20 protein-coding genes are annotated in these 24,998 nt (G+C 42.2%); 18 read left to right on the top strand and 2 right to left on the bottom strand.

The window, feature by feature from the left end; genetic code table 11:
- The first annotated feature begins 9 nt into the window (after positions 1-9).
- The 6 genes from ACO05V_RS12185 (at position 10) to ACO05V_RS12160 (ending at position 8,158) form a co-directional block, all read left to right on the top strand.
- The gene (locus ACO05V_RS12185) at positions 10-1,149 is read left to right on the top strand and encodes a hypothetical protein (protein WP_421851585.1); all 1,140 of its coding nucleotides are present in this window, start codon (positions 10-12) and stop codon (positions 1,147-1,149) included.
- Between the two features lie 11 nt (positions 1,150-1,160).
- Entirely contained in the window at positions 1,161-4,388 is a 3,228-nt protein-coding gene (locus ACO05V_RS12180) for a type I restriction endonuclease subunit R (protein ID WP_421851582.1), read from the top strand.
- A 168-nt stretch (positions 4,389-4,556) separates the two neighbouring features.
- The gene (locus tag ACO05V_RS12175; protein ID WP_421851579.1) at positions 4,557-5,477 is read left to right on the top strand and encodes a DMT family transporter; all 921 of its coding nucleotides are present in this window, start codon (positions 4,557-4,559) and stop codon (positions 5,475-5,477) included.
- 246 nt (positions 5,478-5,723) lie between these two features.
- Positions 5,724-6,422, top strand: a complete 699-nt coding sequence (locus ACO05V_RS12170) for a hypothetical protein (RefSeq protein ID WP_421851576.1) — start codon at positions 5,724-5,726, stop codon at positions 6,420-6,422.
- A complete protein-coding gene (locus ACO05V_RS12165; protein WP_421856952.1) occupies positions 6,422-7,192 on the top strand; it encodes a DUF3307 domain-containing protein in 771 nt (256 codons plus the stop codon). The genes ACO05V_RS12170 and ACO05V_RS12165 overlap by 1 nt, the downstream gene beginning before the upstream one ends.
- A gap of 105 nt (positions 7,193-7,297) precedes the next feature.
- Positions 7,298-8,158 carry an NAD(P)-dependent oxidoreductase gene (locus ACO05V_RS12160; RefSeq protein ID WP_421851573.1) on the top strand — a complete coding sequence of 287 codons (861 nt, stop codon included), beginning with the start codon at positions 7,298-7,300 and terminating at the stop codon, positions 8,156-8,158.
- A gap of 101 nt (positions 8,159-8,259) precedes the next feature.
- Here the strand turns inward: ACO05V_RS12160 and ACO05V_RS12155 are convergent, their stop codons facing one another.
- Complete coding sequence (locus tag ACO05V_RS12155) at positions 8,260-9,018, bottom strand: DeoR family transcriptional regulator (RefSeq protein ID WP_421851570.1); 759 nt, start codon at positions 9,016-9,018, stop codon at positions 8,260-8,262.
- A gap of 281 nt (positions 9,019-9,299) precedes the next feature.
- Here ACO05V_RS12155 and ltnD point away from each other — a divergent pair, with 281 nt between their 5' ends.
- Genes ltnD through ACO05V_RS12125 form a run of 6 tightly spaced genes read left to right on the top strand, consistent with a single transcriptional unit; the run spans position 9,300 to position 15,367 of the window.
- The gene (gene ltnD / locus ACO05V_RS12150) at positions 9,300-10,202 is read left to right on the top strand and encodes an L-threonate dehydrogenase (protein ID WP_421851567.1); all 903 of its coding nucleotides are present in this window, start codon (positions 9,300-9,302) and stop codon (positions 10,200-10,202) included.
- A gap of 1 nt (position 10,203) precedes the next feature.
- A complete protein-coding gene (gene otnK / locus ACO05V_RS12145) occupies positions 10,204-11,457 on the top strand; it encodes a 3-oxo-tetronate kinase (protein ID WP_421851564.1) in 1,254 nt (417 codons plus the stop codon).
- Positions 11,457-12,089 (top strand): aldolase, encoded by a 633-nt coding sequence (locus ACO05V_RS12140; RefSeq protein WP_012070249.1) that lies wholly within the window; start codon positions 11,457-11,459, stop codon positions 12,087-12,089. The genes otnK and ACO05V_RS12140 overlap by 1 nt, the downstream gene beginning before the upstream one ends.
- Positions 12,089-12,865: a 2-oxo-tetronate isomerase gene (gene otnI / locus ACO05V_RS12135; RefSeq protein ID WP_072839711.1), complete on the top strand. Its 777-nt coding sequence runs from the start codon at positions 12,089-12,091 to the stop codon at positions 12,863-12,865. Before ACO05V_RS12140 ends, otnI begins: the two co-directional genes overlap by 1 nt.
- Before the next feature lie 33 nt (positions 12,866-12,898).
- The gene (gene denD, locus ACO05V_RS12130) at positions 12,899-13,846 is read left to right on the top strand and encodes a D-erythronate dehydrogenase (RefSeq protein WP_421851560.1); all 948 of its coding nucleotides are present in this window, start codon (positions 12,899-12,901) and stop codon (positions 13,844-13,846) included.
- Positions 13,847-13,882: 36 nt separating this feature from the next.
- The gene (locus ACO05V_RS12125; RefSeq protein WP_421851557.1) at positions 13,883-15,367 is read left to right on the top strand and encodes a GntP family permease; all 1,485 of its coding nucleotides are present in this window, start codon (positions 13,883-13,885) and stop codon (positions 15,365-15,367) included.
- A 62-nt stretch (positions 15,368-15,429) separates the two neighbouring features.
- Here ACO05V_RS12125 and ACO05V_RS12120 read toward each other — a convergent pair whose 3' ends face one another.
- Positions 15,430-16,608: an NAD(P)/FAD-dependent oxidoreductase gene (locus ACO05V_RS12120; RefSeq protein ID WP_421851554.1), complete on the bottom strand. Its 1,179-nt coding sequence runs from the start codon at positions 16,606-16,608 to the stop codon at positions 15,430-15,432.
- 346 nt (positions 16,609-16,954) lie between these two features.
- Here ACO05V_RS12120 and ACO05V_RS12115 point away from each other — a divergent pair, with 346 nt between their 5' ends.
- The 6 genes from ACO05V_RS12115 (at position 16,955) to ACO05V_RS12090 (ending at position 24,982) form a co-directional block, all read left to right on the top strand.
- Positions 16,955-17,539, top strand: coding sequence for a hypothetical protein (locus ACO05V_RS12115; protein WP_421851551.1), 585 nt, complete (start codon positions 16,955-16,957; stop codon positions 17,537-17,539).
- 118 nt (positions 17,540-17,657) lie between these two features.
- Positions 17,658-18,953 (top strand): imelysin family protein, encoded by a 1,296-nt coding sequence (locus ACO05V_RS12110; RefSeq protein ID WP_421851548.1) that lies wholly within the window; start codon positions 17,658-17,660, stop codon positions 18,951-18,953.
- 102 nt (positions 18,954-19,055) lie between these two features.
- Positions 19,056-20,435 (top strand): di-heme oxidoredictase family protein, encoded by a 1,380-nt coding sequence (locus ACO05V_RS12105; RefSeq protein WP_421851545.1) that lies wholly within the window; start codon positions 19,056-19,058, stop codon positions 20,433-20,435.
- Entirely contained in the window at positions 20,435-21,493 is a 1,059-nt protein-coding gene (locus ACO05V_RS12100) for an imelysin family protein (protein WP_421851542.1), read from the top strand. The genes ACO05V_RS12105 and ACO05V_RS12100 overlap by 1 nt, the downstream gene beginning before the upstream one ends.
- 33 nt (positions 21,494-21,526) lie before the next feature.
- A complete protein-coding gene (locus tag ACO05V_RS12095; RefSeq protein ID WP_421851539.1) occupies positions 21,527-22,618 on the top strand; it encodes a DUF1513 domain-containing protein in 1,092 nt (363 codons plus the stop codon).
- Between the two features lie 111 nt (positions 22,619-22,729).
- On the top strand, positions 22,730-24,982 hold the full coding sequence (locus ACO05V_RS12090) for an EAL domain-containing protein (RefSeq protein WP_421851536.1): 2,253 nt from the start codon (positions 22,730-22,732) through the stop codon (positions 24,980-24,982).
- Positions 24,983-24,998: the final 16 nt, after the last annotated feature.

The following is a 24,998-nucleotide window of genomic DNA, read 5'->3' as shown; positions in this document are numbered from 1 at the left end:
GACTTATAAATGTACGAAAGCTTACTGTTGAACGTTAGCAAATACGCCGCTAGCGACAAAACTTCCCCTATTGAAAACTTCATAACAGAAGCGTTTGCTTGGCTTTTACGAAATGACATGAATGCTCAAGCGGCTATTTTAGAGCTAGTTAAAACAAAGAGCAAAAAACAAGATCTCGCATTCTACAAAGCATCAGACGAATTTGATATTTCGACTCAGATGAATTTCAACGGCAACTTCCCTGATATGGTGTGGCAAGATCATACTAATGATTGGGCTCTGGTTTTTGAGCATAAAGTTTGGTCTGAATTACATGATCAGCAGCTTCACAATTACCGTCAGCACGCCGAACAGCATTACCCAAATTACGCACTCGTTCTAATAACCGCGCGCTTAATGCAACACAGACAAAACCCCGACGTCGCATTATGCTGGTATGATGTCGCTGACTGCCTTCGCAAACTGCCCGTAGAGTCGGATAAACTACAATGGCTTCGTAATGAGTTTATTTCATTACTCGATGGAAATGGTTTACTTAACATCACACCTATTGATCCACTTTCATTAAATTATTACAAAGCAGCCAAAAAAATAGATGAGCAATTACACAATATTTGTTTGCAATCAATAAACGAAACATGGCCTTTAGAAGGCTATTTAGACTTTAAAAAGCAGAATAGTGTTCGTAAAAAAGAAGGTCGCGTTGGCTTTTATATTTCCCAACCTGTAGAAAATGATAAATTTACTTGGCGCCCCGGCGTTTTTTCCGGTTTCTTACTTGATGGCTGGGACCACATGGTTGACGACTTGCTAGATAATGGCCCAATAGCGTCACTGATTCTCTCATTTGGTAAAGCTCATCACTCGATCTCTAAAACCTCTCCCATTTATAAACAACTTATCAATGAGCTTCAATCGAGCACTGAGTTAAGAAGCCTTTGGACAGTACACGACAGGAGTCAACGAGTAGAGTTTAATCATTGGCATCCTTTAGTTATTTCTGCCAATTTAGTTGAACTATTTGAGTCATGCAATTCAATCGATACTCAAATTCAGCGATACAATGAAGAAATGAAAAAGTTACAGCAGGTGCTCATTAGCTGTACAGCATTTACTCAGCTTTGCGAGTTATTGAAACCAAAAACATAGGAATCAGTTTAGTGGCAATTACCGAAGATCAATTAGAACAGCTGTGCCTTGATTGGTTTAAAGAGCTTAACTACCAATATGTAAATGGCTATGATATCGCGCCCGATGGTGCTCCTCCTGAACGAGAAGACTATCAGCAAGTCACTTTGCGCCAGCGTTTAATTGATCGACTGGTAAAACTGAATCCATTTGTGCCTTATGACAGCTTACTTGAAGTAGCTAAAAGAGTCGCGACACCTGAAACGCCCATTCTGATCAAAAACAACCGCATCTTCCATAAGTATTTGATCGAAGGTGTACCTCTTGAATATTCCATTGAGCAAGACGGCAAGCAGATCACAAAGCATACCCATGTGCGCTTGATCGACTTCAATGATCCGGATAAAAACGAATTCTTAGTGATTAATCAGTTCACTATCACAGGTAAAAAGGGCAACCGACGCCCCGATATTGTTGTATTTATTAACGGCCTGCCAATGGCGGTAATCGAACTTAAAAACCCCGCCAATGAACAAACTGATATTTGGAATGCTTATAACCAGCTACAAACCTATAAAGATGAAATCTCTGACTTGTTTGTATTTAACGAAGCCTTGGTAGTGAGCGATGGTTGGGTGGCCCGTGTCGGTTCTCTTACCGCTAATCAAGAGCGCTACTTGCCTTGGAAAGCCATCAATAACGAAGACGACAAGCCGTTATTAGAGTTTCAATTAGAAACCTTGGTACGAGGTTTCTTCAAACCTGAGCTTTTGTTGGATTATTTACGTTACTTTATCTTGTTTGAAAACGATGGCGACAAAGTCATTAAAAAGATTGCCGGCTACCATCAATTCCACGCGGTACGTGCCGCAGTGCAAGCAACCATCATTGCAGCAGACAGCCAAACAGGTCTTAGTGAGCGTCGCGCTACTTACCTTGAAAAAGTAAAGCCTGGTAGCCGTAAAGCGGGTGTTGTTTGGCATACCCAAGGAAGTGGTAAAAGCATCTCTATGGTGTGCTACGCCAGCAAATTGCTTCAGCAGCCAGAGCTTAATAACCCAACGATTGTGGTCGTGACGGATCGTAATGATTTAGATAGCCAGCTGTTCAACACGTTTTCCATGGCGAGCGAAACATTAAAGCAAATTCCGCAGCAAGCCGATGGTCGCGACGAATTACGAGAGTTACTACTTAATCGTCAATCCGGTGGCATCATCTTTACTACCGTGCAGAAGTTTTCATTATTAGAAAAAGAAACAGAGCACCCAAAACTCTCTCAACGCTCAAACATTATTGTTATTTCAGACGAAGCCCACCGCAGCCAATACGGCAACAAAGCGCGCTTAGTCGATGTAAAAGATGAGCATGGTGAAGTAATTGGTAAACGCTATGTTTACGGTTATTCCAAGTACATGCGCGATGCTCTGCCCTTCGCTTCATTTATCGGCTTCACAGGCACACCTATTGATAAAGATGACAAGGATACTCGTAGTGTCTTTGGCGACTATGTTTCCATCTACGATATTCAAGATGCGGTAGACGACGGCGCGACGGTTCCGATTTATTATGAATCCCGCCTTGCCAAGTTAGATATCAATCAAGACAAAATCGAAGCACTCAACGATGAAGTAGAAGATGAAATCGGCGAGGAGGAAGAAACCGCCAGCCGTGAGAAAATTAAATCTCAATGGTCTGCTTTAGAAAAACTGGTCGGTGCTCAGCCACGCATTGACGCAGTAGCAAAAGATCTCGTTGAGCACTTCACCACTCGCTGCGAAACCTTCCCCGGTAAAGCGATGATTGTTGGCATGAGCCGTGAGATCTGTGTCGATTTATACGATGCAATTATTGCTATTAAGCCTGAGTGGCACGATGATGATCCAAACAAGGGCGCCATTAAAATCGTCATGACAGGCTCGGCATCGGATCGTCAAAAGATGCAATTGCACATCTACGATAAGAAAACCAAGAAGCTATTTGAGAAACGTTTTAAAGACACAGACGATGAGCTAAAGCTCGTCATTGTTCGCGATATGTGGCTCACCGGTTTCGATGCACCCTGCTGTCATACCATGTACATCGATAAACCGATGAAAAGCCATAATCTGATGCAGGCCATTGCGCGGGTAAACCGTGTATTCAAAGACAAACCGGGTGGTTTGGTGGTGGACTACCTCGGCATCGCCAACGATCTTAAAGATGCACTTAAAACCTATACCAATAGCCAAGGCAAAGGTCAGCCAACCCTTGATACGGCGGAGGCTTTTGCCTACCTAGAAGAGCGTATTGATATTATCCGTGGCATGTTTGCAACGCCATCTGATAACGGCTCTGTATTTTCATACCTTGATACTTATGAAACGAAGCCATTACAGCTTCTGCCAGGTGCGGTAAACCATATATCAGGCTTGAGCCACACCAATCGCGAAGGCAAAGAAGTACGTGACGGCAAACGCCGATTCCTTGACGCGATGGTCCAACTAAATAAAGCCTACTCTTTATGTAATACCCTTGATGAAATCGAACCTTATAAAAATGAAATAGCCTTTTATGGCGCCATCAAGACAGCATTTTTAAAGCATTCAAATGTTGATCAGAAACGTAGTGATGAACTGCGTAATTCTGCCCTTCGTCAAATTTTAAATAACGCCATCATTGCAGATGGAGTGGATGATATTTTCACAACGGTTGGTTTAGATAAACCCAATATTGGTTTGCTATCCGACGAGTTCTTAGAAGATATGAAGCACATGAAAGAGAAGAACCTCGCCGTTGAATTACTAGAGAAACTTCTTCGCGATGAAGTCAAAGCTCGAATGAAAACAGATAAGGTACAAGAGAAAAAATACTCCGACCGTATCATGGCAACGCTACAGAAATACCATAACCGCAGCATTGAAACTGCGCAGGTCATTGAAGAGCTGATTCAATGGGCGAAAGAAATGCAAGCTGATGCTGAGATGATGAAGGAAATGAATCTCACCGCTGATGAAATTGCCTTCTATCGTGCCTTGGTTGCCAATGAAGCTTCTGTAAGAGAATTAGGCGACGACAACTTACGCAAGTTAGCGATTGAACTAACCCACCAGCTACGTAAATCTGCAACCGTTGATTGGTCAAAACGTGAGAGTGTACGTGCTCGTATGCGTAACCTTGTTCGTCGATTATTACGTCGCTTTAAGTATCCGCCAGATAAATCAGATGAAGCTATCCGCTTGGTACTAGAGCAAGCAGAAGCACTGTCTGATAGCTGGGCCTAATAAAGCAGCATGGAAGACTCAACGTTGATAACAACTGTACTTTGTCTGGGTGCTATTGGCGCGTTGAGCACTTTAATTTATCAGTTTCCGCTTTCTTCACTAAGCCAGCATGGGTATGCTGGTCAGCAAAAATAATTTGCAATCCGCACCGCTCCTAAGGATGAGATAATGGCCGCTTTGTTAAGCTTCTTTACTACCCGTATTCACTCCAATGCTTATGCGTTACTGATTTTATGTACTCTGTTTTGGGGTGGGAATACCATTGCCGGCCGTTTAGCGATAGCTCAGGTCTCACCCTTATCCGTGGTGTCTCTACGCTGGTTGATTGTGAGTAGTGTGATGCTGTTCTTTTATGGCCGCCAGGTACGTCAGGAATGGCACCTGCTGCGTCCCCACTTGCTAAAAATGGTGCTGATGGCGACTCTGGGCTTCACCTGTTTTAACTCCCTGTTTTATATTGCCGCTTATCAGACCACCGCCATTAATATCGGCATCATCCAAGGCAGTGTGCCAGTACTGGTCCTGCTTGGAGCCATGTCGCTGTATCGGGAAAAAGTCCGTCTTTTGCAGGCCATTGGCATTATTCTCACTCTACTGGGGGTGACTCTAGTGGCCACCCAAGGCCATTTGACTAAGTTGCTAGAACTGTCCATTAATCCGGGAGACGGCTATATATTGATAGCCTGTGTTTGCTATGCCATCTACACCTTGGCCCTACGAAGTAAACCAAACGTCTCCGCCATGGTGTTCTTTACTGTTTTGTCCTGTATTGGTGCCATCACAGCGCTGCCCGCTCTGGCCTATGAAATAGCCACGGGAGCGGCTTACTGGCCAACCCCGAAAGGCTGGCTGATTGTGCTGTATATTTCCTTCTTTCCCTCGCTAATCTCTCAGGTGTTTTTTATGCGCGGTGTAGAGTTAATAGGCCCCGCCAGAGCGGGGGTGTTTATTAATTTTGTGCCGATTTTCGCGCCCATTTTAGCCGTGCTACTGCTGCACGAAACATTCCATGTTTACCATGCTATCGCCCTTGCCATGGTATTGGCGGGGATCTGGCTGTCGGAACGCAAAAAAAGAGAGGCCAAATAAACGTACCTTGTCTAAATCGATATTGTCAGCATCACCCAGTTACCCGCTAGCACGGCTTTAAGCAGCAAAAGCAGATTAAGACACTTGCAAACCGACACGAACCGCTCTTAGTCGGTTGAAATAAATACTGACCAAACAATAATTGGTCAGTATTTATTGACCAAACTAGCTTTGGTCAATAAATTATGCTTTGATACCTTATATGAAAGCCGTTAGGTTGAGCTTGTGGTGAAGGAGGATAATTCGATGGCGTCTCTCAATAGTACTGAAACAGGCAAAAATGTTGCTAATGATATGAATACAGGCGGTGTTGTCACCGGAGACATTGTCAATTCCAGTGCGTTGTCCGATGCAGAGCATCAAGCCTGCTTGCAGCAGATAGAACAAACCATTGTCATTTTTCAAGATGAATTCCATGCTCAGGGCGATGTGTTCCGTGGCGATGAGTTTCAGGTGTTCGTGCCCAACCCGAAAGACGCTCTACGCTGTGCAGTGCTGCTAAGACTCACGCTGATGAAGTGTGTAAAAGGCGCGGATGCTCGGGTGTCTGTTGGTATTGGCAAGTACCAGCAAATCGAAACTCAGCTTCGAAAAACCGCCAAAGGCGAAGCGTTTCAACTGTCTGGTAGAGCCTTAAAAGGCATGGACGAAGAACGCCTTAAGATGTCTTTACCTGAAACAGTCGATGTGAATCTCAACAAAGATTTATTGATTCATGATTTATTGGTTCGCCACTTAGATTCTATTATTACAGGACTCAGTGAAAAACAGGCTGAGGTGTTGTTCCCTCGCCTGCTCTACCCTGAATTAACTCAAGATGCGCTGTCGGCCCAAACAGGGATTCATCGCCGTTCGTTAGCCTCACGCTTGCAACGGGCAAATGCCAGTTTGATACTAGACACCTTGGATGCATTAGAAACCACGTTAATAAGGAGTATGTCGTGATGTTTCAGCTCGATGGTTTGCCTGTGTTGCTTATGTTGCTACTCGGACATGTGATTGGCGATTTCTTTTTACAGCCAAACTCATGGGTGAAAGACAAAAACACACGTCAAGGTCGCTCTCACTTTTTGTATTATCACGCCCTTGTTCATGGGGCGATTGTGATGGCGATTCTTGCTTGGGCGAGCACAATGAGTGTATCTGCTTCACTCTTTATCGGCTTGCTGTTCGGCTTCATTCACGGTGTAATCGATTACGCCAAAATCAAAGTAGGCCGAGGGTTTAAATGGTTTCTCATCGACCAGTTGCTCCATGTATCTAGCCTTGTGCTCTTATGGTTTTATCTTTTCAACAACGCCTTCCAACAGCTCATTACACTCGGTAATGAACTAGATTACAGCGCGGCTCTCCTCGTCACTCTGGCGTATGTGATGATGCTCAAACCGGCGTCTATTATCATCGGTGAGATTTTATCTAAATGGTCGGCGGATTTGGAAGCCGATGTGTCCGACTCACAAAACAAGAAAGCGCAATCCTTACCGAATGCAGGCCAGTATTTGGGCTACCTTGAACGTGTTTTAGTGCTGACCTTTATACTAAACGGCCAATACACCGCAGTTGGTTTTGTGCTAGCGGCGAAATCCATCTTTCGCATGGGGGATTTACGTGAAGCTCACGATAGGAAGTTCACCGAATACGTCATGCTTGGCTCGTTATTTTCAGTGAGCATCGCCTTGTTTACTGGCTTTGTTATCACAAGATTATTGCCTTAAAGTAAGTACCTTTACGCCTATGGGCTTTAATCCCTAATTTTAATACATTATGGCTTTTTCAATTTGTTACACTGTCGGAAATAACACCAAATAAGAGAGAGCTGTATGGCTAGTATTGGTTTTTTAGGTTTAGGCATCATGGGTAAGGCGATGGCAGCAAATTTGGTTAAGGCTGGATTTGATGTGACGGTATGGAATCGCAATTCAGCAAAATGTGCGGAGTTGGTGGCATTGGGCGCTCGCCAAGGTTCAACACCAAAAGACGTGACTGCTAACTGTGATATCACCTTTGCCATGGTGTCGGACCCTGAAGCGGCGTTAGCGCTTTGCCAAGGTCCGGATGGTGTTGTAGCAGGAATTGGTTCAGGTCGCGGTTATGTTGATATGTCGACGGTTGACGACACAACCTCAAAAGCCATTGCCGATTTAATTACTCAAGCTGGCGGACGCTTTTTAGAAGCACCAGTTTCTGGTACGAAAAAGCCTGCGGAAGACGGCACTTTAATCATTCTCGCTGCGGGCGATCCATCCCTTTACGAAGATGCAAAACCAGCATTTGATGTAATGGGTAAGATGTCACCCTACCTTGGCGAAGTCGGCCAAGGTGCCAACATGAAGCTAGTCGTTAACATGATGATGGGCGGTATGCTGAGTATTTTCAGTGAAGGTATATCTTTGGGACAAAAAGCCGGTTTAGACGGTCAGCAGATTTTAGATATCGTCGATGCTGGCGCCATGTCGAACCCGATGTTTAAAGGCAAAGGCGCGATGCTATTAAATGAAAACTACACCACCAGCTTTCCGCTTAAACACATGCAAAAAGATATGCGTTTGGCCGTCGCACTGGGTGATCAACTTGAACAACCTTTGCCAACCGCAGCGATTGCCAACGAAGCGTTTAAACAAGCTATCAAAGCAGGCTTTGCAGAGGAAGACATTGCTGCGGTCTATAAAGTTATAAAATAGTGGCTGTTTAAAGATGAGAGGAAAGGTAATGTGCGCATGCAAATGTAAGTATTTCTTCCCTCTTCTTATCTCTTTGTGATTAAAGATCGATAACCAACAAATCACGCTGTTAAAATATCCATACCTTTATCTCTCAATTCATTAAACGCGCTTTCTGGTAATCCTGAGTCGGTGATAATGGTATCAATTCGCTCCATATCCAATGCATGAAAGGCGGCAATTTTCCCATATTTAGAGGTGTCGGAAACCAGACAGACAGCTTTCGATGATTTGGCAATAGCATGCTTAACAATGACTTTATCTTCATTTGGTGTAGATAGCCCTTTCAAATTCCAAGACGAAGTCGAGATAAAGGCGATATCAATGTTCATGCTTAATAAAAAATCGGCCACTTTTGATCCAACGGTAGACTGATTCTGTCGGTCGACTTTTCCGCCTGTATGGTAAATATCGTTAGCAGAATTCGCCATTAGGAAAGCCGATATAGCAAAGTCGTTAGTGATAATGAGCAGATCATTTCTTTGCGTTATTTGGTGAGCAATTTCTAACGTTGTGGTTCCTGCATCAAGATATATCGTCATATTTGGAGAAATGATACTCGAAGCCAACTTGCCAATTTGCTCTTTCTCAGTGGCAAACTGTGTGATTTTAATATCATGCGAGAGCTCAATATGAATATTTCTTGCTAGCTGCACGCCTCCAGAAACTGAACTAACTTTGCCAATAGCCTCAAGTTTTTCAATGTCTCGGCGAATAGTCATATGAGACACATTAAATAAATCAACCAGCTCTGAAATACTCACTACTTCTTGATTCTTTAATAATGTCAGGATCTTTCTTTGCCGCTCTACTGGAATCATCTTTCCGCCGTTCAATTCGCAAAATTACTTCCACTGCAGCTTAACAAAAAAAAACCGCCATGTGAATTTATGTGAAAAAGTATCTATACATTGCATGAAAGCACTAGTTTTCTCGCCCTCAATCACAGTAACAACACAGCGCATAGGCAAAAAACACAAAAACCTTTCAGATTGAGTGTTAAATATTGTTGAAATATGTGAAATAAAGCGTTTTAATCATTCTCATCAATTATAAAATCACAAATCTGAACATAAACTAACAATAATTCAGTAGGTATTGTATGACAAATAAAGCGAAATCCGTCGGTGTGATCGGACTAGGCTCAATGGGCATGGGCGCAGCCAAGTCTTGTATTAACGCAGGATTGGACGTCTATGGTTTTGACTTAAACCCTAAAGCCTTGGAAGAACTAAGCCTAGCAGGAGCTAAAGCAGTTTCTAGCAGTGCTTTAGATTTTACCGAGCAACTAGACGCTGTCTTAGTGCTTGTTGTAAACGCAAAACAAGTAAACGCTGTACTTTTTGACAGCGGCTTAGCCGCCGCACTAAAACCAAAAACTGCCGTCATGGTATCCGCAACTATTTCCGCAGAAGATGCTAAAGCCATCCACCAAAAACTATCTCAATACCAATTATTGATGCTCGATGCGCCCGTGTCTGGCGGTGCAGCGAAAGCGGCAACAGGTGACATGACTGTCATGGCATCCGGATCAGTAGAAGCCTTCGAGAAACTACAACCTGTCCTAGATGCGACAGCAGCTAAAGTCTACAACATTGGCGAAGAGATTGGCCTTGGTGCGACGGTTAAAATCATCCATCAACTGCTCGCTGGTGTACATATTGCTGCTGGTGCAGAAGCGATGGCGCTTGCTGCTCGTGCAAACATCCCGCTTGATCTTATGTATGACGTTGTCACAAATGCTGCTGGCAACTCTTGGATGTTTGAAAACCGCATGAAACATGTTGTCGATGGCGACTATTCACCTAAATCTATGGTGGATATTTTTGTTAAAGACTTAAACCTTGTTGCAGATACCGCCAAAGAACTTAAGTTCCCTCTTCCTTTATCTAGCACTGCTTTAAATATGTTCCTTTCTGCTAGTAACGCAGGTTTCGGCCAAGAAGATGACAGTGCGGTTATCAAGATCTTTGATGGAATCAATTTACCAGGCGTGGAGAAGTAATATGTTATTAGGTGTTATTGCCGACGACTTTACTGGTGCTACCGATATTGCAGGTTTTCTTGTTGAAAATGGCATGCGTACTATTCAAGTGAACGGCATCCCTTCAGCAAATACGGAGATAAATGCAGACGCTGTCGTCGTTAGTTTAAAGTCGCGCTCATGCCCGACCGAACAAGCGATTGAACAATCTGTTGCGGCTCTGAAATGGCTTCAAGCACAGGGCTGCAAACAATTTTATTTTAAGTACTGTTCAACCTTTGATAGCACGGCTAAAGGCAACATCGGTCCAGTAACGGATGCGCTTCTGGATGTCTTAGGCGAAGACTTTACTATTGTCTGCCCTGCCCTGCCAGTTAACGGACGCACTGTTTTTAACGGCCATCTTTTTGTGCTTGGTCAGTTGCTCAGTGAATCAGGTATGCGTAACCACCCAGTCACTCCAATGACTAATTCTAATCTTATGGATTTGATGGACGCGCAATCTAAAGGCAAAACGGGACTGATTAATTATCAAAGTATTGAGCAAGGCGCAGACGCCATTATTGGTGAATTTGCTGAGCTAAAAGCACAAGGAAAACGTTACGCCGTTGTCGATGCTTTTACAGCGGAACACCTTAATGAGATTGGCAAAGCAGTTAGCTCATTGAAATTAGTAACTGGCGGTTCAGGGTTAGCAGCAGGTATTGCAAAAAACTGGGGAGAACACTTACAAGACCAAACCCAAGCAAAACAAGCAGGTCACCCAGCTAACGCACCAACTGTTATATTTTCAGGCTCATGCTCTGTCATGACCAACAAGCAAGTTGAGCTTTATAAAGCCAAAGCGCCTTTCTTTGTCCTTGATATTGAGCAGTGCATGAGCAATGAAAACTACGTCAACGATGTGTTTGATTGGGTTGTCAGCCATGCTAACCAATCATTGGCCCCTATCGTTTACGCCACGGCGGATGCTGAAAAGCTCAAAACGATTCAGCAGCAATATGGCGCTGAGGCGTCCAGCCAAGCCGTTGAAACTCTCTTTAGTATGTTGGCTATCAAGCTGCAAGATTCCGGCATACGTAATTTTATCGTTGCAGGTGGCGAGACGTCAGGCGTTGTAACTCAAAGCCTAAAAGTCGATAGCTTTCACATCGGTCCTCAAATTGCCCCTGGCGTGCCTTGGGTAAAAGCGATCAATCAAGATTTATCGCTGGCGCTAAAATCTGGCAATTTTGGCGACGAGAACTTTTTCACCACGGCTCAGGGGTACTTTTAATGAATGAAGCTGAATTGAGACAACAGATGGTCGACTTAGCTCGCTCTATGTTTGACCGTGGCTACGCAACAGGTGGTGCCGGTAATTTATCGTTGAAACTACCTAATGGTCATTTCTTAGCAACACCGACAGGTTCGTCTTTTGGTCGCTTAGTTGCAGAAGACCTGTCTGTCGTTGATAAAAACGGTAACCACCTATCTGGTAAACGACCTTCAAAAGAAGTGGCTTTTCATCTAGCCATTTATGAGAAAGATCCAAACTGCAACGCTATCGTGCATTTGCACTCTACTTATTTGACGGCGCTTTCTTGTCTAGAAAATCTGGATCCTAGCAACGCCATCAAAGCATTTACGCCTTACTACGTGATGCGAGTCGGTGAGCTTCCGGTTGTCCCTTACTATCGCCCAGGCTCCCCACATATTGCTGAAGACCTTGCAAAACTGGCGGGCAAATATCGAGCGTTTTTGTTAGCTAATCATGGGCCAATCATCACTGGTAGCGATTTTTTAGATGCTGTTGATAATGCAGAAGAGCTAGAAGAAACCGCTAAATTGTTCTTTTTATTAGCAAACAAACCTACTCGTTATTTAACCGATGACGAAGTAACTGATCTAAAAGGGAGAGGCAAATAATGGCTAAATTTGCAGCAAATCTAACCATGTTATTTACCGATGTGCCGTTCTTAGAACGCTTTGAACGAGCACATAATGCGGGCTTTAAAGCCGTTGAATATCTATTTCCTTATGCTTTTGACGCTGATGTCTTAGCGTCTAAATTAGAGCAATATGGATTTGAACAGGCTTTGTTTAACATGCCTCCTGGCAACTGGGATGCAGGTGAACGAGGCTTTGCAGCGATTCCAGGCCGTGAAAAAGAATTCCAACAAAGTGTAGAAACCGCTTTAACCTACGCAAAAGCGCTTAACTGCAAAAAAGTACATGCTATGTCTGGCATTGTTGATCAAAACTTCACCCGTGAAGAACATATCAACACATTCATAAATAACATTCGCTTTGCCGCAGACGAATTTGCTACGCACGGTATCGAGCTCATGATTGAGCCACTGAATAACCGTGATGTTCCTAACTATTTTATTGCTCATCAAAGAGAAGCTGCTGAGCTAATAAGACAAGTAGATCGACCAAACGTCAAACTACAGCTCGACATCTATCACGCTCAAATTATGGATGGTGATCTAACCCACCTAATTCAAGATCTTGCTGATGTCACCGGTCATATTCAAATTGCTTCTGTCCCTAAAAGACATGAACCATCTGAAGGCGAAATCAACTATCCGCATTTATTCAACATATTGGACGAGTCTGGATATAAGGGCTGGATTGGCTGTGAATACAATCCAAAAAACACCACAGAAAGTGGCTTAGCTTGGGTCAAACCTTATTTATAAAAAAGTCAAAATAAAAAGTATAAGGATAAAAATATGAATATTGTCATTACTGGCGGAGCTGGTTTTTTAGGCACTGAACTATTAAAAAATTTATTGGAAAACTTCCCTACAATAAACAGTATTAAAATTGTTGATAGAGTTTCATTAAATCCAGGTTTGATAACAAGTAACAGAATCCAATCTATTATTGCTGATATTACCGTTGCAGAAGAAGTTAAAAAGATCATTAATAAAGAAACAACTCATGTTTTTCATCTTGCGGCAATCGTATCAAGCCATGCGGAAGAAGATTTTGAACTTGGTATGTTGGTTAATTTAAAAGCGACTCAACTTTTATTGGATCGTTGCCGCGAAGCCAACACAAATATTCGATTTGTTTTTTCAAGTTCTCTTGCTGTATTCGGCGGACAACTACCAGAAAAAATCGATTACATGACAGCGATGCAAGCTAGTTCATCTTATGGCACTCAAAAAGCCATCTGTGAATTATTAGTGAATGACTATGCGCGAAAAGGCTTTGTTGATGCTGTATCTGTGCGCTTACCTACCATTTGCATACGCCCAGGAGCACCAAATAAAGCAGCATCTTCTTTTGTTAGTGGCATCATTCGCGAACCACTAAAGCATGAGAAAACTAACTGTCCAGTCGATCTAAATCTACCGCTGTGGGTATCCAGCCCAAACACTGTCATTAAAAATATTGTTCATGCCAGCCAGATCAATACAGATCGTTTAGATGGATTTAGAACCATTAATCTACCGGGCTTACAAACATCTCCAAAAGAAATGATTGAGTGCCTTTCCAGCGAACATGACGAATCTTATCTTGATTTTATTTCTTATGAAAAAGACTCAAAGATCGAAAAAATCGTTTCAAGCTGGCCAAAATCTATTAATAACGAAAAAGAATTATCTCTAGGTTTTATAAAAGACAAAAACTTCAATTCGATATTCAGTGAATATGTAGAATCAGTAAAATAAAAAACAACCTCTAATAAAAATAAAGGAAATAAAACCATGCTACCTATATCTGTAATCGGCTTAATAATAGCTGTATTCGTTTTAATATTTTTAGTATTAAGAACGAGAGTTCATGTGTTAATTGCCATGCTAATTGCAGCATGCATTGCCGGTTTAATCGGTGGGTTGAGTGTTGATGAAACCATGTCTGCCATAAGCAAAGGATTTGGTGGAACATTAGGCGGTATCGGTATTGTTATCGGTTTGGGCGTCATGATGGGAGCAATTTTGGAAACCTCTGGTGCCGGCGAATCGATTGCCTATCACTTCATCAAATGGCTAGGGAAGAAAAAAGAGGAAATGGCTTTAGCCATTACAGGCTACATCGTCAGTATTCCTGTTTTTGTGGACAGCGCACTGATAATTTTGTACCCGATTGCTAAATCCTTAGCAAAAAAATCCAATCGCTCTATCTTAACCTTAACAGTAGCGCTTGCTGGTGGGTTGGTTGTTGCCCATCACTGTATTCCACCGACACCTGGCCCATTGGGCGTAGCAAGTATCTTTAATGTCGACTTGGCCTCTATGCTTGGTTTTGGCCTCTTAATCGCCATTCCTTGTGTATACGGTATTGTTTTGTATGCTCGCTGGTTGGAAAAGCATTTCCCTGAATTTGCGGTTTCCCCAACGTTAGCAGCTGATGATGATCTTAAGAAAATCCATGATGACTACATGGCTTCCAAAGAGTCTAAAGAATTACCTTCGCTTATTAAATCAATCATGCCGATTGTGGTTCCAATTGTCTTAATTTTAATTAAGTCGCTTATGAGCCTTGCTGAAAAACAATTTGGTATGGAAGGCTTATCTACTAGCATTTTTGGTGTTGCTTTTAACTTCCTTGGTAATCCTATTATCGCGCTTTCAATCAGTACATTACTTGCTGTGTATACGCTAACGCCTTATTTGGATAAAGAGACAACAACCCGCAAACTAGAAGAAGGCATATCAACTTGTGGCATTATTCTATTGGTAACAGGTGCAGGTGGAGCATTAGGCAGCGTATTGCGTGAATCTGGCGCAGGTGCAGAAATTGCTAACCAAATTGTTGCTCTATCTATCTCACCAATCATGATTCCATTCATTATTGCAACCTTAGTTAGAATCATCCAAGGGAGCGGTACGGTTTCAATGATCACTGCAGCCTCTATCTCAGCGCCAGTACTAGCAGAAATGCAAGGTGTTAACATGCTGTTTGCAGCCTCTGCCGCAACTATGGGTAGTTTGTTCGCTGGTTACTTTAATGACAGCCTATTCCACATTGTTAACCGTTTGATGGGCGTTACCGAAGTGAAAAAGCAATTGGTAATCTGGACAGTTCCAACAACGATAGCGTGGGCTATTGGTGGATCACTTATCATGATCTTGAACCTAATGTTCGGCAGCCTAGGCAGCATCTATGACCCTGTACTACCGTTACTCGTATTAGCTGGTTGTATCTTGTTTGTTAAAAGCCAAAGCAAGCCACAAATCAAGACAGCTTAATGGATATAAGTAAATAAGCAAAAAAGCAAAAAAGGGCCAACAGTGAAATGTCGGCCCTTTTTTTAAACATACTGTCCTGCACAAAACCCGCTCGCCCATGCCCATTGGAAGTTATAGCCACCGAGCCAACCTGTCACGTCGAGCACTTCACCTATAAAGTAGAGCCCTTTTTGTTTTTGTGATTCGAATGTTTTCGAAGACACTTCGTTGGTGTTCACACCGCCTAGAGTAACTTCTGCAGTGCGATAGCCTTCGGTGCCATTAGGGGCAATGTCAAAGTTCGCAAGATAATGAAACAAGTTGTCGATCTGTTCGTTGGAAGTTTGCGCGCTGCGTTCGGTTAACCAAGGGAATTCTATTTTGATTAGTTCAACCAAGCGTTTTGGTAATAAGTTTGATAAGAAGCTTTCATAGCTTTTTTTCGGGGTGCTTTGACGCACAGCGAGTAAGTCGTCTAGCGATAAAGTCGGGGCGAGATTAATGTTAAGTGTTTCGCCTGATTGCCAGAAGTTGGTGATTTGCAAAATAGAGGGTCCGCTAACACCACGATGAGTAAACAGCATCGGCTCTTGGAAAGTCATACCACTTGCCGTTGCGGCTATTTCGCAAGCAATACCTGACAATTCAGCAAGTTGTGCTTTTCTATCGGGTTGTACGGTAATAGGTACCAAACTGGCACGAGTGGGTAAAATATCATGCCCAACTTGTTTGGCTATGTCGTAACCGAAACCTGTCGCCCCCATGGTGGGAATCGACAAACCACCCGTGGCTACCACAAGAGATTCGCACGCAAAGTTCCCTTGATTCGTTTTAATAACGGTCTGTCCGTCTTGAAAATCAATATGATGAATTTTTGTGTTTAACTTTAATTCTGCGCCCGACCATTCAAGCTCTGTCAGCAATATATCAAGCAGGTCTTTTGCAGAGTGCTCACAGAATAATTGTCCTGGGGTTTTCTCGACATAATCCAGACCATGACGATCCACTAGGTCAACAAAGTCTTGCGATGAAAAGCGGCGTAGCGCAGAAATACAAAAGTGTGGGTTGTCAGATAAAAAATGTTTAGGAGCGGCGTCCATGTTAGTAAAGTTACAACGGCCTCCACCAGACATAAGAATCTTTTTGCCAGCTTTATTGGCGTGATCTAATACCACCACTTTTTTACCTCGGTAGCCCGCTGTTGCCGCACACATTAAACCAGACGCCCCGGCACCAATTACGATCACATCAACTTTATCCACAACCGACCTCTTCGCTTATTTGTGGCTGCATTATAGTGTCTGGGACATTTATTGCCATCGAATCGGCTGTGTTTTGTATTAAATAAAAGAAAAAAAAGAATTGCCAAATCTTGTCCACAGAAACCGTTAAGAAGGTTGTGGGAATCATGAAAATTTCCTTAAAATTCAATTGACTAAATAAAATCAAACATTATTTTTTAAATTTTTAAAAAACCTTACATAGATCAAAATGAATAAATTTTTTTGAAAAATGCAAACTATTTTTCAAAAAGACTCTGTACAAATATACTGTTCAGATATACAGTACTGTATAAACAAACAGTAAAGATATTTTAAGGATGCGGATATGATCAAGCTATTAAGCTCTACTCATACTATTCATAAAGTTGCACTTTTTGGCGTCATTGCCTTAGCTTTGTACGCGCCAGCAAAGGATCTAGTTCAATTTGCAGAAACATATTTTGCAAAAGAAAGCATTCAGATTGTTGACGCATCATTTGGTACAAATATGCCTTGGCAGAAAGCAAACTCTTCGTATGTCAAAGTCAGCCAAAATGCACAAACAAGCCTATCCCGTTCTCAAATTATCTATACCAAATTACGCTTCACTAATCCGACGTCTGAGCCACAAACCTATCGCAAGATTTGGTTAAACTTCTCTCACGAAAACGGTGATCAGGAATACACTACGGATTACACCTTATACAATACTGAAACTCGTCAGCGACTAATTGGCCAATCCGTCCAGTTAGGAGCAAACAGCAGTATTGATGTGGTTGCGGCGTATCGATTCATTCCTAGCTATAAGAATAAATCACCTATTAGTATGAGTGTGTCTTGGGAAGGCCAAAACCTATTAAGAGACAAGGCTTGTGAGTACGATCTTCACAATACTGCGGGTAATACCTTTCAATATCAGTGCGGGAATTAACCCCTCCGTACTATTCATGTAAAAAATGTGTAAAAAGACTCATTGATAATCGTTTTCATTTCTAATACTATGTTTGTACAAAATAATGTTTGCACAAAATAATACTGGAGCTTAGGACATGAAACGATTATTAACCCCCATCGCAATTTGCGTTACAGGTGCGATGCTTACAGCTTGCGGACCAGCTAACGTAAAACAAGAATCTTCTGCAATCACTGCAAATTCTGTTGTCGTTCATTATGCTGATATTGCAGAAGCCGTTTATGGCGATTCTTTAACCACTGCAAAAGTACTGCGCTCCTCTATTGATACTTTCTTGGCTAACCCTACTGAAGCAAACTTGAAGGCCGCGCGCACTGCTTGGATTTCAGCTCGCGTACCTTACCAACAAAGTGAAGTCTACCGTTTTGGTAACCCTATCGTTGATGAATGGGAAGGCAAAGTAAACGCTTGGCCATTAGACGAAGGCTTGATCGACTATGTTGCAACAGATAGCTATGGCTCTGAGTCTGATCTAAACGCTCTTTATACTGCCAATGTTATCGCTTCCAAAAGCTTGATGATTGGCGGCTTGAAAGTTGATACAACAGACATTACTCCAGAGTTAATTGCTGGAAGCCTTCAAGAAGCCGATGGCGTCGAAGCAAACGTGGCTAGTGGTTACCACGCCATTGAATTTTTGCTTTGGGGTCAAGATTTACATGGAACAAACCCAGGTGCTGGCGAACGCCCTGCTACAGATTTTGATCTAAATAATTGCACCAATGGTAATTGTGATCGTCGTCGTGATTATTTAGTAGCGGCTACCGATTTGCTGATTTCTGATTTAGAGGAAATGGCGAATAATTGGAAACAAGGCGGCGCTGCTCGCGTTGCTTTGCTAGAGCAATCTCCAGAGCAAGGCCTTTCAACTATTCTTACCGGTATGGGCAGTTTGGCATACGGTGAATTGGGTGGTGAAAGAACCAAACTTGGTTTGATGCTACACGATCCAGAAGAAGAGCATGACTGCTTCTCTGATAATACACATTGGTCACATTATTATGATGCCAAAGGCATCAAAAATGCTTATTTGGGTGAGTACAAACGTGTTGATGGCAGCTGGGTGAAAGGCGCTTCCTTGTCTGATCTTGTCGCTAAGCAAAACCCTCAATTAGACAATGAAATGAAGCAGAACCTAAACTCAACAGAAGCAGCAGCACAAGCCATGGTTGATGCTGCTCAAAAAGGCCAAACCTTTGACGTTCTGATCGCGATGAACAATACCAAAGGCAACCAACTGGTTCAGGATTTTGTTGATTCCTTGGTAACAGAGACTCGCACTACAGAAGATGTAATTCATGAACTAAACCTTGAAGGCATTGCCTTAGAGGGCTCTGATAGCTTAGATAACCCGAGTGCAGTATTTGAGTAAATCACTCTACTTTCTAGCATTATTATTACCCAACTAATAATTACATAAATGGGATACAAGGAAGGATGTGTCATTTAGTCAGTTAATGGTATTTATCGATATATGACAGAAAATTCAAGATCGTTTTCTATGCTTATGGCTGGTGCATTATGCACCGGCTTTTTTTGTTTTCCGAGTTATGCATTTGCAAGTGACTATTCAAGACCATTAATAGGCATTAGCCCCAAAGATAAACTCGACTTTCACATTGGAGAAAGTGTCTTCCAAAAATTTTGGGTGCCAGCGCCGTCTTCTACTACGGCAAGTGATGGCTTAGGACCACTTTTCAATACTCGCTCCTGCAACAGTTGTCATCTACAAAACGGTCGCGGCCATGCACCTATTGCCAATGAGAGTGGTACAACTGTTCCTTCTACATTAATTCGTTTAGGAAAAAGCTACCCAAATTACAATTTGCCTGCGGACACCATTTACCCACATATTGGCGACCGAACTTATGGACATCAATTTCAAGGACAAAGCTCACCAGGCATTTTGCCTGAAGGTGATTATTACCTTACTTATCATACTCATACCGAAACATTAAACGATGGAACCACAGTGGAGTTAAGAAAACCCAATCTGCATTGGAGCCAGCTTAACTATGGTGATTTAGAAGACAGCACAGGCTTTACCATGCTGGTATCTCCAGCATTAGTCGGCATGGGATTATTGGATAACATTCCAGATGAAAACATTATTGCTAATGCAGACCCAGATGATAAAAATAACGATGGCATTAGCGGCAAAGTGAGCTGGGTAGACAGTAATAAATCTATCATTGGTCGATTCGGCTATAAAGCCGCGGCACCAAGCGTCAGCATACAAAATCAAACGGCTTTTAATACAGATTTAGGCTTATCCACACCGCTAAAAACGGCCCCCTCCGGCGACTGCACTGAACTTCAACAAGATTGTCTAGCAAGCCCCAATGGTAATAGTCCACATTTAGGCGACTTAGAAGTTGATCAACAACAATCAAGATTAGTAGACTTGTTCGTTTCCTTATCATCGCCGCCAGCTATGCGTAATATTTCTGATCCGCTTTTTTTAGAGGGTAAAAACCTTTTTGATCAATTAGGTTGTGCAAGCTGTCATATTCCTAAAATGAACACAGGTGAAAAATCAAAATTCGCAGTACTAAACAATCGTACTTTTTATCCTTTTACCGACATGTTGCTGCATGATATGGGACCGGAACTCGCAGGCGGATTTCCTAGTTTCTCTGCGATACCGAGTGAATGGCGAACGGCGCCTTTATGGGGAATGGGGTTATCTAAAAAAGTCTCAGGCCGCGTTGGTTTCTTACATGATGGCCGTGCTCAAACCATTGAAGAAGCTATTCTTTGGCATGGTGGAGAAGCCGAGCGTAGCCAAGGACATTATAAGAATTTAAATAAAGAACAACGTAAAAAACTCATCTACTTTTTGGAGTCGCTGTAATGAAACATTTTCCAAAGCTAATTGCTTTAGCCATTAGCGCATCCACCCCTCTGCTAGTTTTCGCTGGTCAATGGGAAGGTCCATTAAATGGCATTGTTACCAACGTGGTTAAGCAAGGCTATGACACTTATTCAGAATCATCAAAGACATTGCAACAGCGCACAGATGCTCTCTGTGCCTCACCTTCTAAAGAAACGCTGCATGACGCGCAAGACGCTTTTCAAGCAAATGCTTTAGATTGGCAACAAGTTCAGTGGTTAAACTTTGGCCCTGTGACTTACTTTATGCGTTATTACGCTTTTGAGTATTGGCCAGACAAAAAAGGCGTAACCCAACGTCAACTAAGAGCACTCGCACAAGGCGACCCAGCGGTTATGGAAGCGCCGAAGTTCTGGACGTCTGCGAGTATTGCGGTACGTGGTTTAACAGCAATAGAAAGTTTGCTTTATCACCCTGATTTTGAGCCAACACAATCCGCCGAGCATTGCCGTTTACTTGAAAAAGTTACAGCACATCATCTAGAAAGTGCTGATGCTGTTGCCAAGCAATGGCAAAACGGAAAAGCACAAGATTGGGTATTTGACGAAGAAGGCACCAGTTTTGATCCGGAAAAAGTCGCGCTAGAATTATTTTTACAACAATGGATCGAGCATATGTCGGCAGTTAAAGACGCTAAGCTCGAAACCCCTATCGGTTATAATAGCCGTGAAAATCTAAAACTTGCCGAGTTTTATCGAAGCGACCTTTCCCTAAGAGCCATACAAAAGAACTTGCAATCGTATCGTGAAATTTATCACGCGGGATCACCCTCTTTGTATGAAATTGCTAAACAGACAAACCCTGCACTTGCTGAGCAATTTGAAGAGCAACTTACGCAGAACATTAAATTAGCCCTTCAATTACCAAGTGATTTTTTCCATGCAAACCACACACAAGAAGAGCGTGTTGCTCTGGCAAAACCTTTAGTGAAATCCATATCTAATAGTCAATCTTATCTTGCCAGCATGGTGACTCAATTAGGCTTCCAAATTGGTTTTAATAGCAGGGACGGAGACTAATTACCGATGCTTTCAAGACGGTCTTTCCTTACGATGAGTAGCACTTTGTGTGGCGCGGCAATGACCGCGCCATCATGGGCGACATTAACCCAACAGGAAGCGGGTAAGAAACTTTACGCCTCAGCGTATTCTTTGAATAAACAAGAGCATTTTTTTGGCCTATTCGATGAGAAAGGCGACATCGTATGGAATATTCTACTTTTAGATAGAGCCCATGCTCCGGTTGTGCATCCTAGTCAAAGCATTGTTGGTATTGTCGCCAGAAGACCTGGCTTTTTTATAGACTTCTTTGATGTATCGACTCATCAAAGAATAAACAGAATCGAGCCTAGTAAAGACCATCATTTTTATGGGCATGCCCTATTTACCACTGATGGCAACCGTTTAATCACTCAAGAAAACCATTATCCATCCGGACAAGGCAAAATATTTGTACGAAAATGGCCAAGCGGTCAGGTGCTTCAATCTTTTAGCAGTAACGGCATTGGCCCTCATGAGTCGGTACTTTTAAATGAGAATGTATTAGTGATTGCCAACGGCGGACTGATGACTCACCCCAATGAAGATCGGACAATTTTAAATCTCGATACCATGCAGCCAAACGTTACTTATCTCAACCTAGAAGATGGCAGCATCCTAAATCAATCTTCCAATAGCGATGAATTACACCAATTGAGCATCCGTCACCTTGATGTAAACCAACAAGGAACGGTTGCTTTAGGCTTTCAATATCAAGGTGAAATCTGGGATCAAGTTCCACTGGTTGCGCTATCTCGTATTGATCAAGCAGAATTAGAATATCTACCTATTCCGGAAGAAGTAAGAATTCGCTTTAAACAGTACTGCGGCAGTGTTTGTTTCGATAACTCAGGTGAAATACTTGCTATCAGCACGCCTAGAGGCGGCTTAGTGGCTTATTGGCATGTAGGCTCCAAAACCTTTTTAGGGGTAGAAAACTGCCGAGATGTGTGTGGTCTTGTTGCGACAGACAACACCTATGAATTCTTACTCACAAGCGGCACAGGCTCTCAACTAAAAAGCAATCCTGTACAAAACGTCAGCAAAGCGCTTAAAAAACACACAAACTTACATTGGGATAATCATTTACGACAAATTAACACATGATTTTTAATTAAAATTATAAACTAGCGTAGTCAAATTCTAAGTTTTTAGGTACTGTCTATTGAAAGCCGCAAATAACTGCGGCTTATTTTTTTCGCATTATGAAGTTTATTAATGTTTATTGATTTTCTTAAAAATTATTTTTTAGTCGGTTCAGATCCCTTAATAGAGGGAGGCGACAAAGCATTTCAACAAAGCGCCTTACGAATTTTACTTGTGCTAACAACCTGCATTTTTGCGGTTTCAGAAATACATTATCTCATCACCTATAAAGATCTACCTTTTTTAGGCATCAATAGCGCGTATCTATGCCTTCTCGGAAGCCTACTTTACTTCAGTAAGAAATATACAAAGCTTGCAGCGATTTTATTTCTTATCACCCTTATCACTACAAGCTTTCTACTGCTGACGCTTAGCGAGGAATATCATGCTGAAAAATACGCGTTAGTATCTCTATACTCGCTACCACTTATCGTTAGACTACTTTTTAGTTTCAAAGCCTCTTTAGTTACAATGATTGTTAATGTTTATCCTTTTTACCTGATGACTAGCGACGGGTTGGTTAACGACCAATTAGACGCCGCATCATCTTTCTATTTCCAAATGTTAACATTTGCATCACTCAACATCGGTTTACCTCTCGCCGTCTCAAGAATCATCCAAACTCTTGAGAATAATGCCTCTCACATGAGACTGCTTTATCAAAAACTGAATGATAATTACGCGATGTATGAAGAGTTTTTCGAGAATACCGGAACACCCACACTGCTTTGTGATCAACGAGGTAAAATTCTCAAAGCCAATCAGTTGGTTCGCGAACTACTAACCGATTCGCCTCAAAAACACATATCTGACTCTACTATTACCGATTGGCTTTCTCCTCTCGGTGAGACAGGCCGCTTTTTCTGGCAATCAAACATAGCCGAATGCACACTAAAGCAAAGAACAAACATACACATTGAAATACGCAGGGCATCGCTAACCAAACATGGCTATTATGTTCTTCACTTGCAAAACACCACTCAGCTAAAAGCAATACAGCAAGAACTCGAAGATACACAACAAACCAACAGTCGCTTAGCACATTTTGATTTACTCACATTACTACCAAACCATAGACACTTCTGTCGCCAAGTAAATCAACGCATTAATGAGCAAGACAGTCATTTAACTGGCGCCATGTTCATTATCCGTCTTAGCCAGTTCAAACTGCTCAATAAACAGTATGGTAAAGACAGCGCTAACAAAGTTATTCTCAATTTTTCAAAAACACTGCAAAAAAAACTGTCTGAACAAGCTATTATTGGTCGTTTACGCGGCGTAAAATTTTCCTGTTTTGTACCACTAGGACAAGCTTATTTAATCCAAAAAAATCTATCCGCCCTCATTCATTCTGTGCTACCTAGCCAAATAATGATTGATGGCAATCGATTAAATATGGATTATCACGTTGGCATCGCTTATTACCACACAGATGGTAAAACAGCAGAAGAACTATTAGAACACTGTGAAATGGCATTGGAATACTCGACCAGTACAGATCGCTTTTCATACTACAATAATAGTCTTGAGCAAAAGCTCATTGAAGAACACAAACTTGGCATAAAACTCAGCACGGCGATAAAAAATAAAAAAGTAGCTCTATGGCTGCAACCGCAAGTATCACCCAACGGACAAATTTGTTCATTTGAAGCACTTGCCAGATGGCAATGTGATGGAAAGTTTATCCCGCCTACAACCTTCATTAAAATCACAGAGAAACTAGGATTACTTCCTCTTCTTGCCGAGAATCTAGTTCTAAAACTAGTCTCCACCCTAAGCGAATGGCATAAAGAACACATCCGGACTCCAATAGCCTTCAATTTAGCGGGGCAAGAATTAATGAACGACTCATTCTTTGCCTTATTAATGACATTGATCGCCGACAATCCGTGGTTAGGGAATATGCTAGAACTTGAGATTACAGAGACCAGCCCTGTAATGACTCATCCACTTATACACAAGCGTTTAAGAAGCCTATCGCAATATGGCTACTCAATTGCTATTGATGACTTTGGCACAGGCCAGGCTTCTCTAGGGCAGCTTGTAGATATCCCTGCCAACATACTAAAAATTGATCGTCGATTTGTTTCTCCTCTACCGGCTGACCAACGCCATGTAGATATAGTGAAGTCCACTATACAGCTAGCAGAATCCCTTGGCATGAAAGTGATCGCCGAAGGCATCGAAACCAAAGAACAAGCAACTCTTTTAACAGCTCTAGGCTGTAAGACATTACAAGGTTATTATTTTGCTAAGCCCTCACCTATGTCAGACTGGACAGAAAAAAATAACGCCAAAGCAAAAGAGTTACGTATGGTCTATTAAATATTCATATTAAAAT

Source organism: Marinomonas sp. (assembly GCF_965225885.1).
GTDB lineage: Bacteria > Pseudomonadota > Gammaproteobacteria > Pseudomonadales > Marinomonadaceae > Marinomonas.
This window is presented reverse-complemented; position numbering and strand designations above follow the sequence as displayed.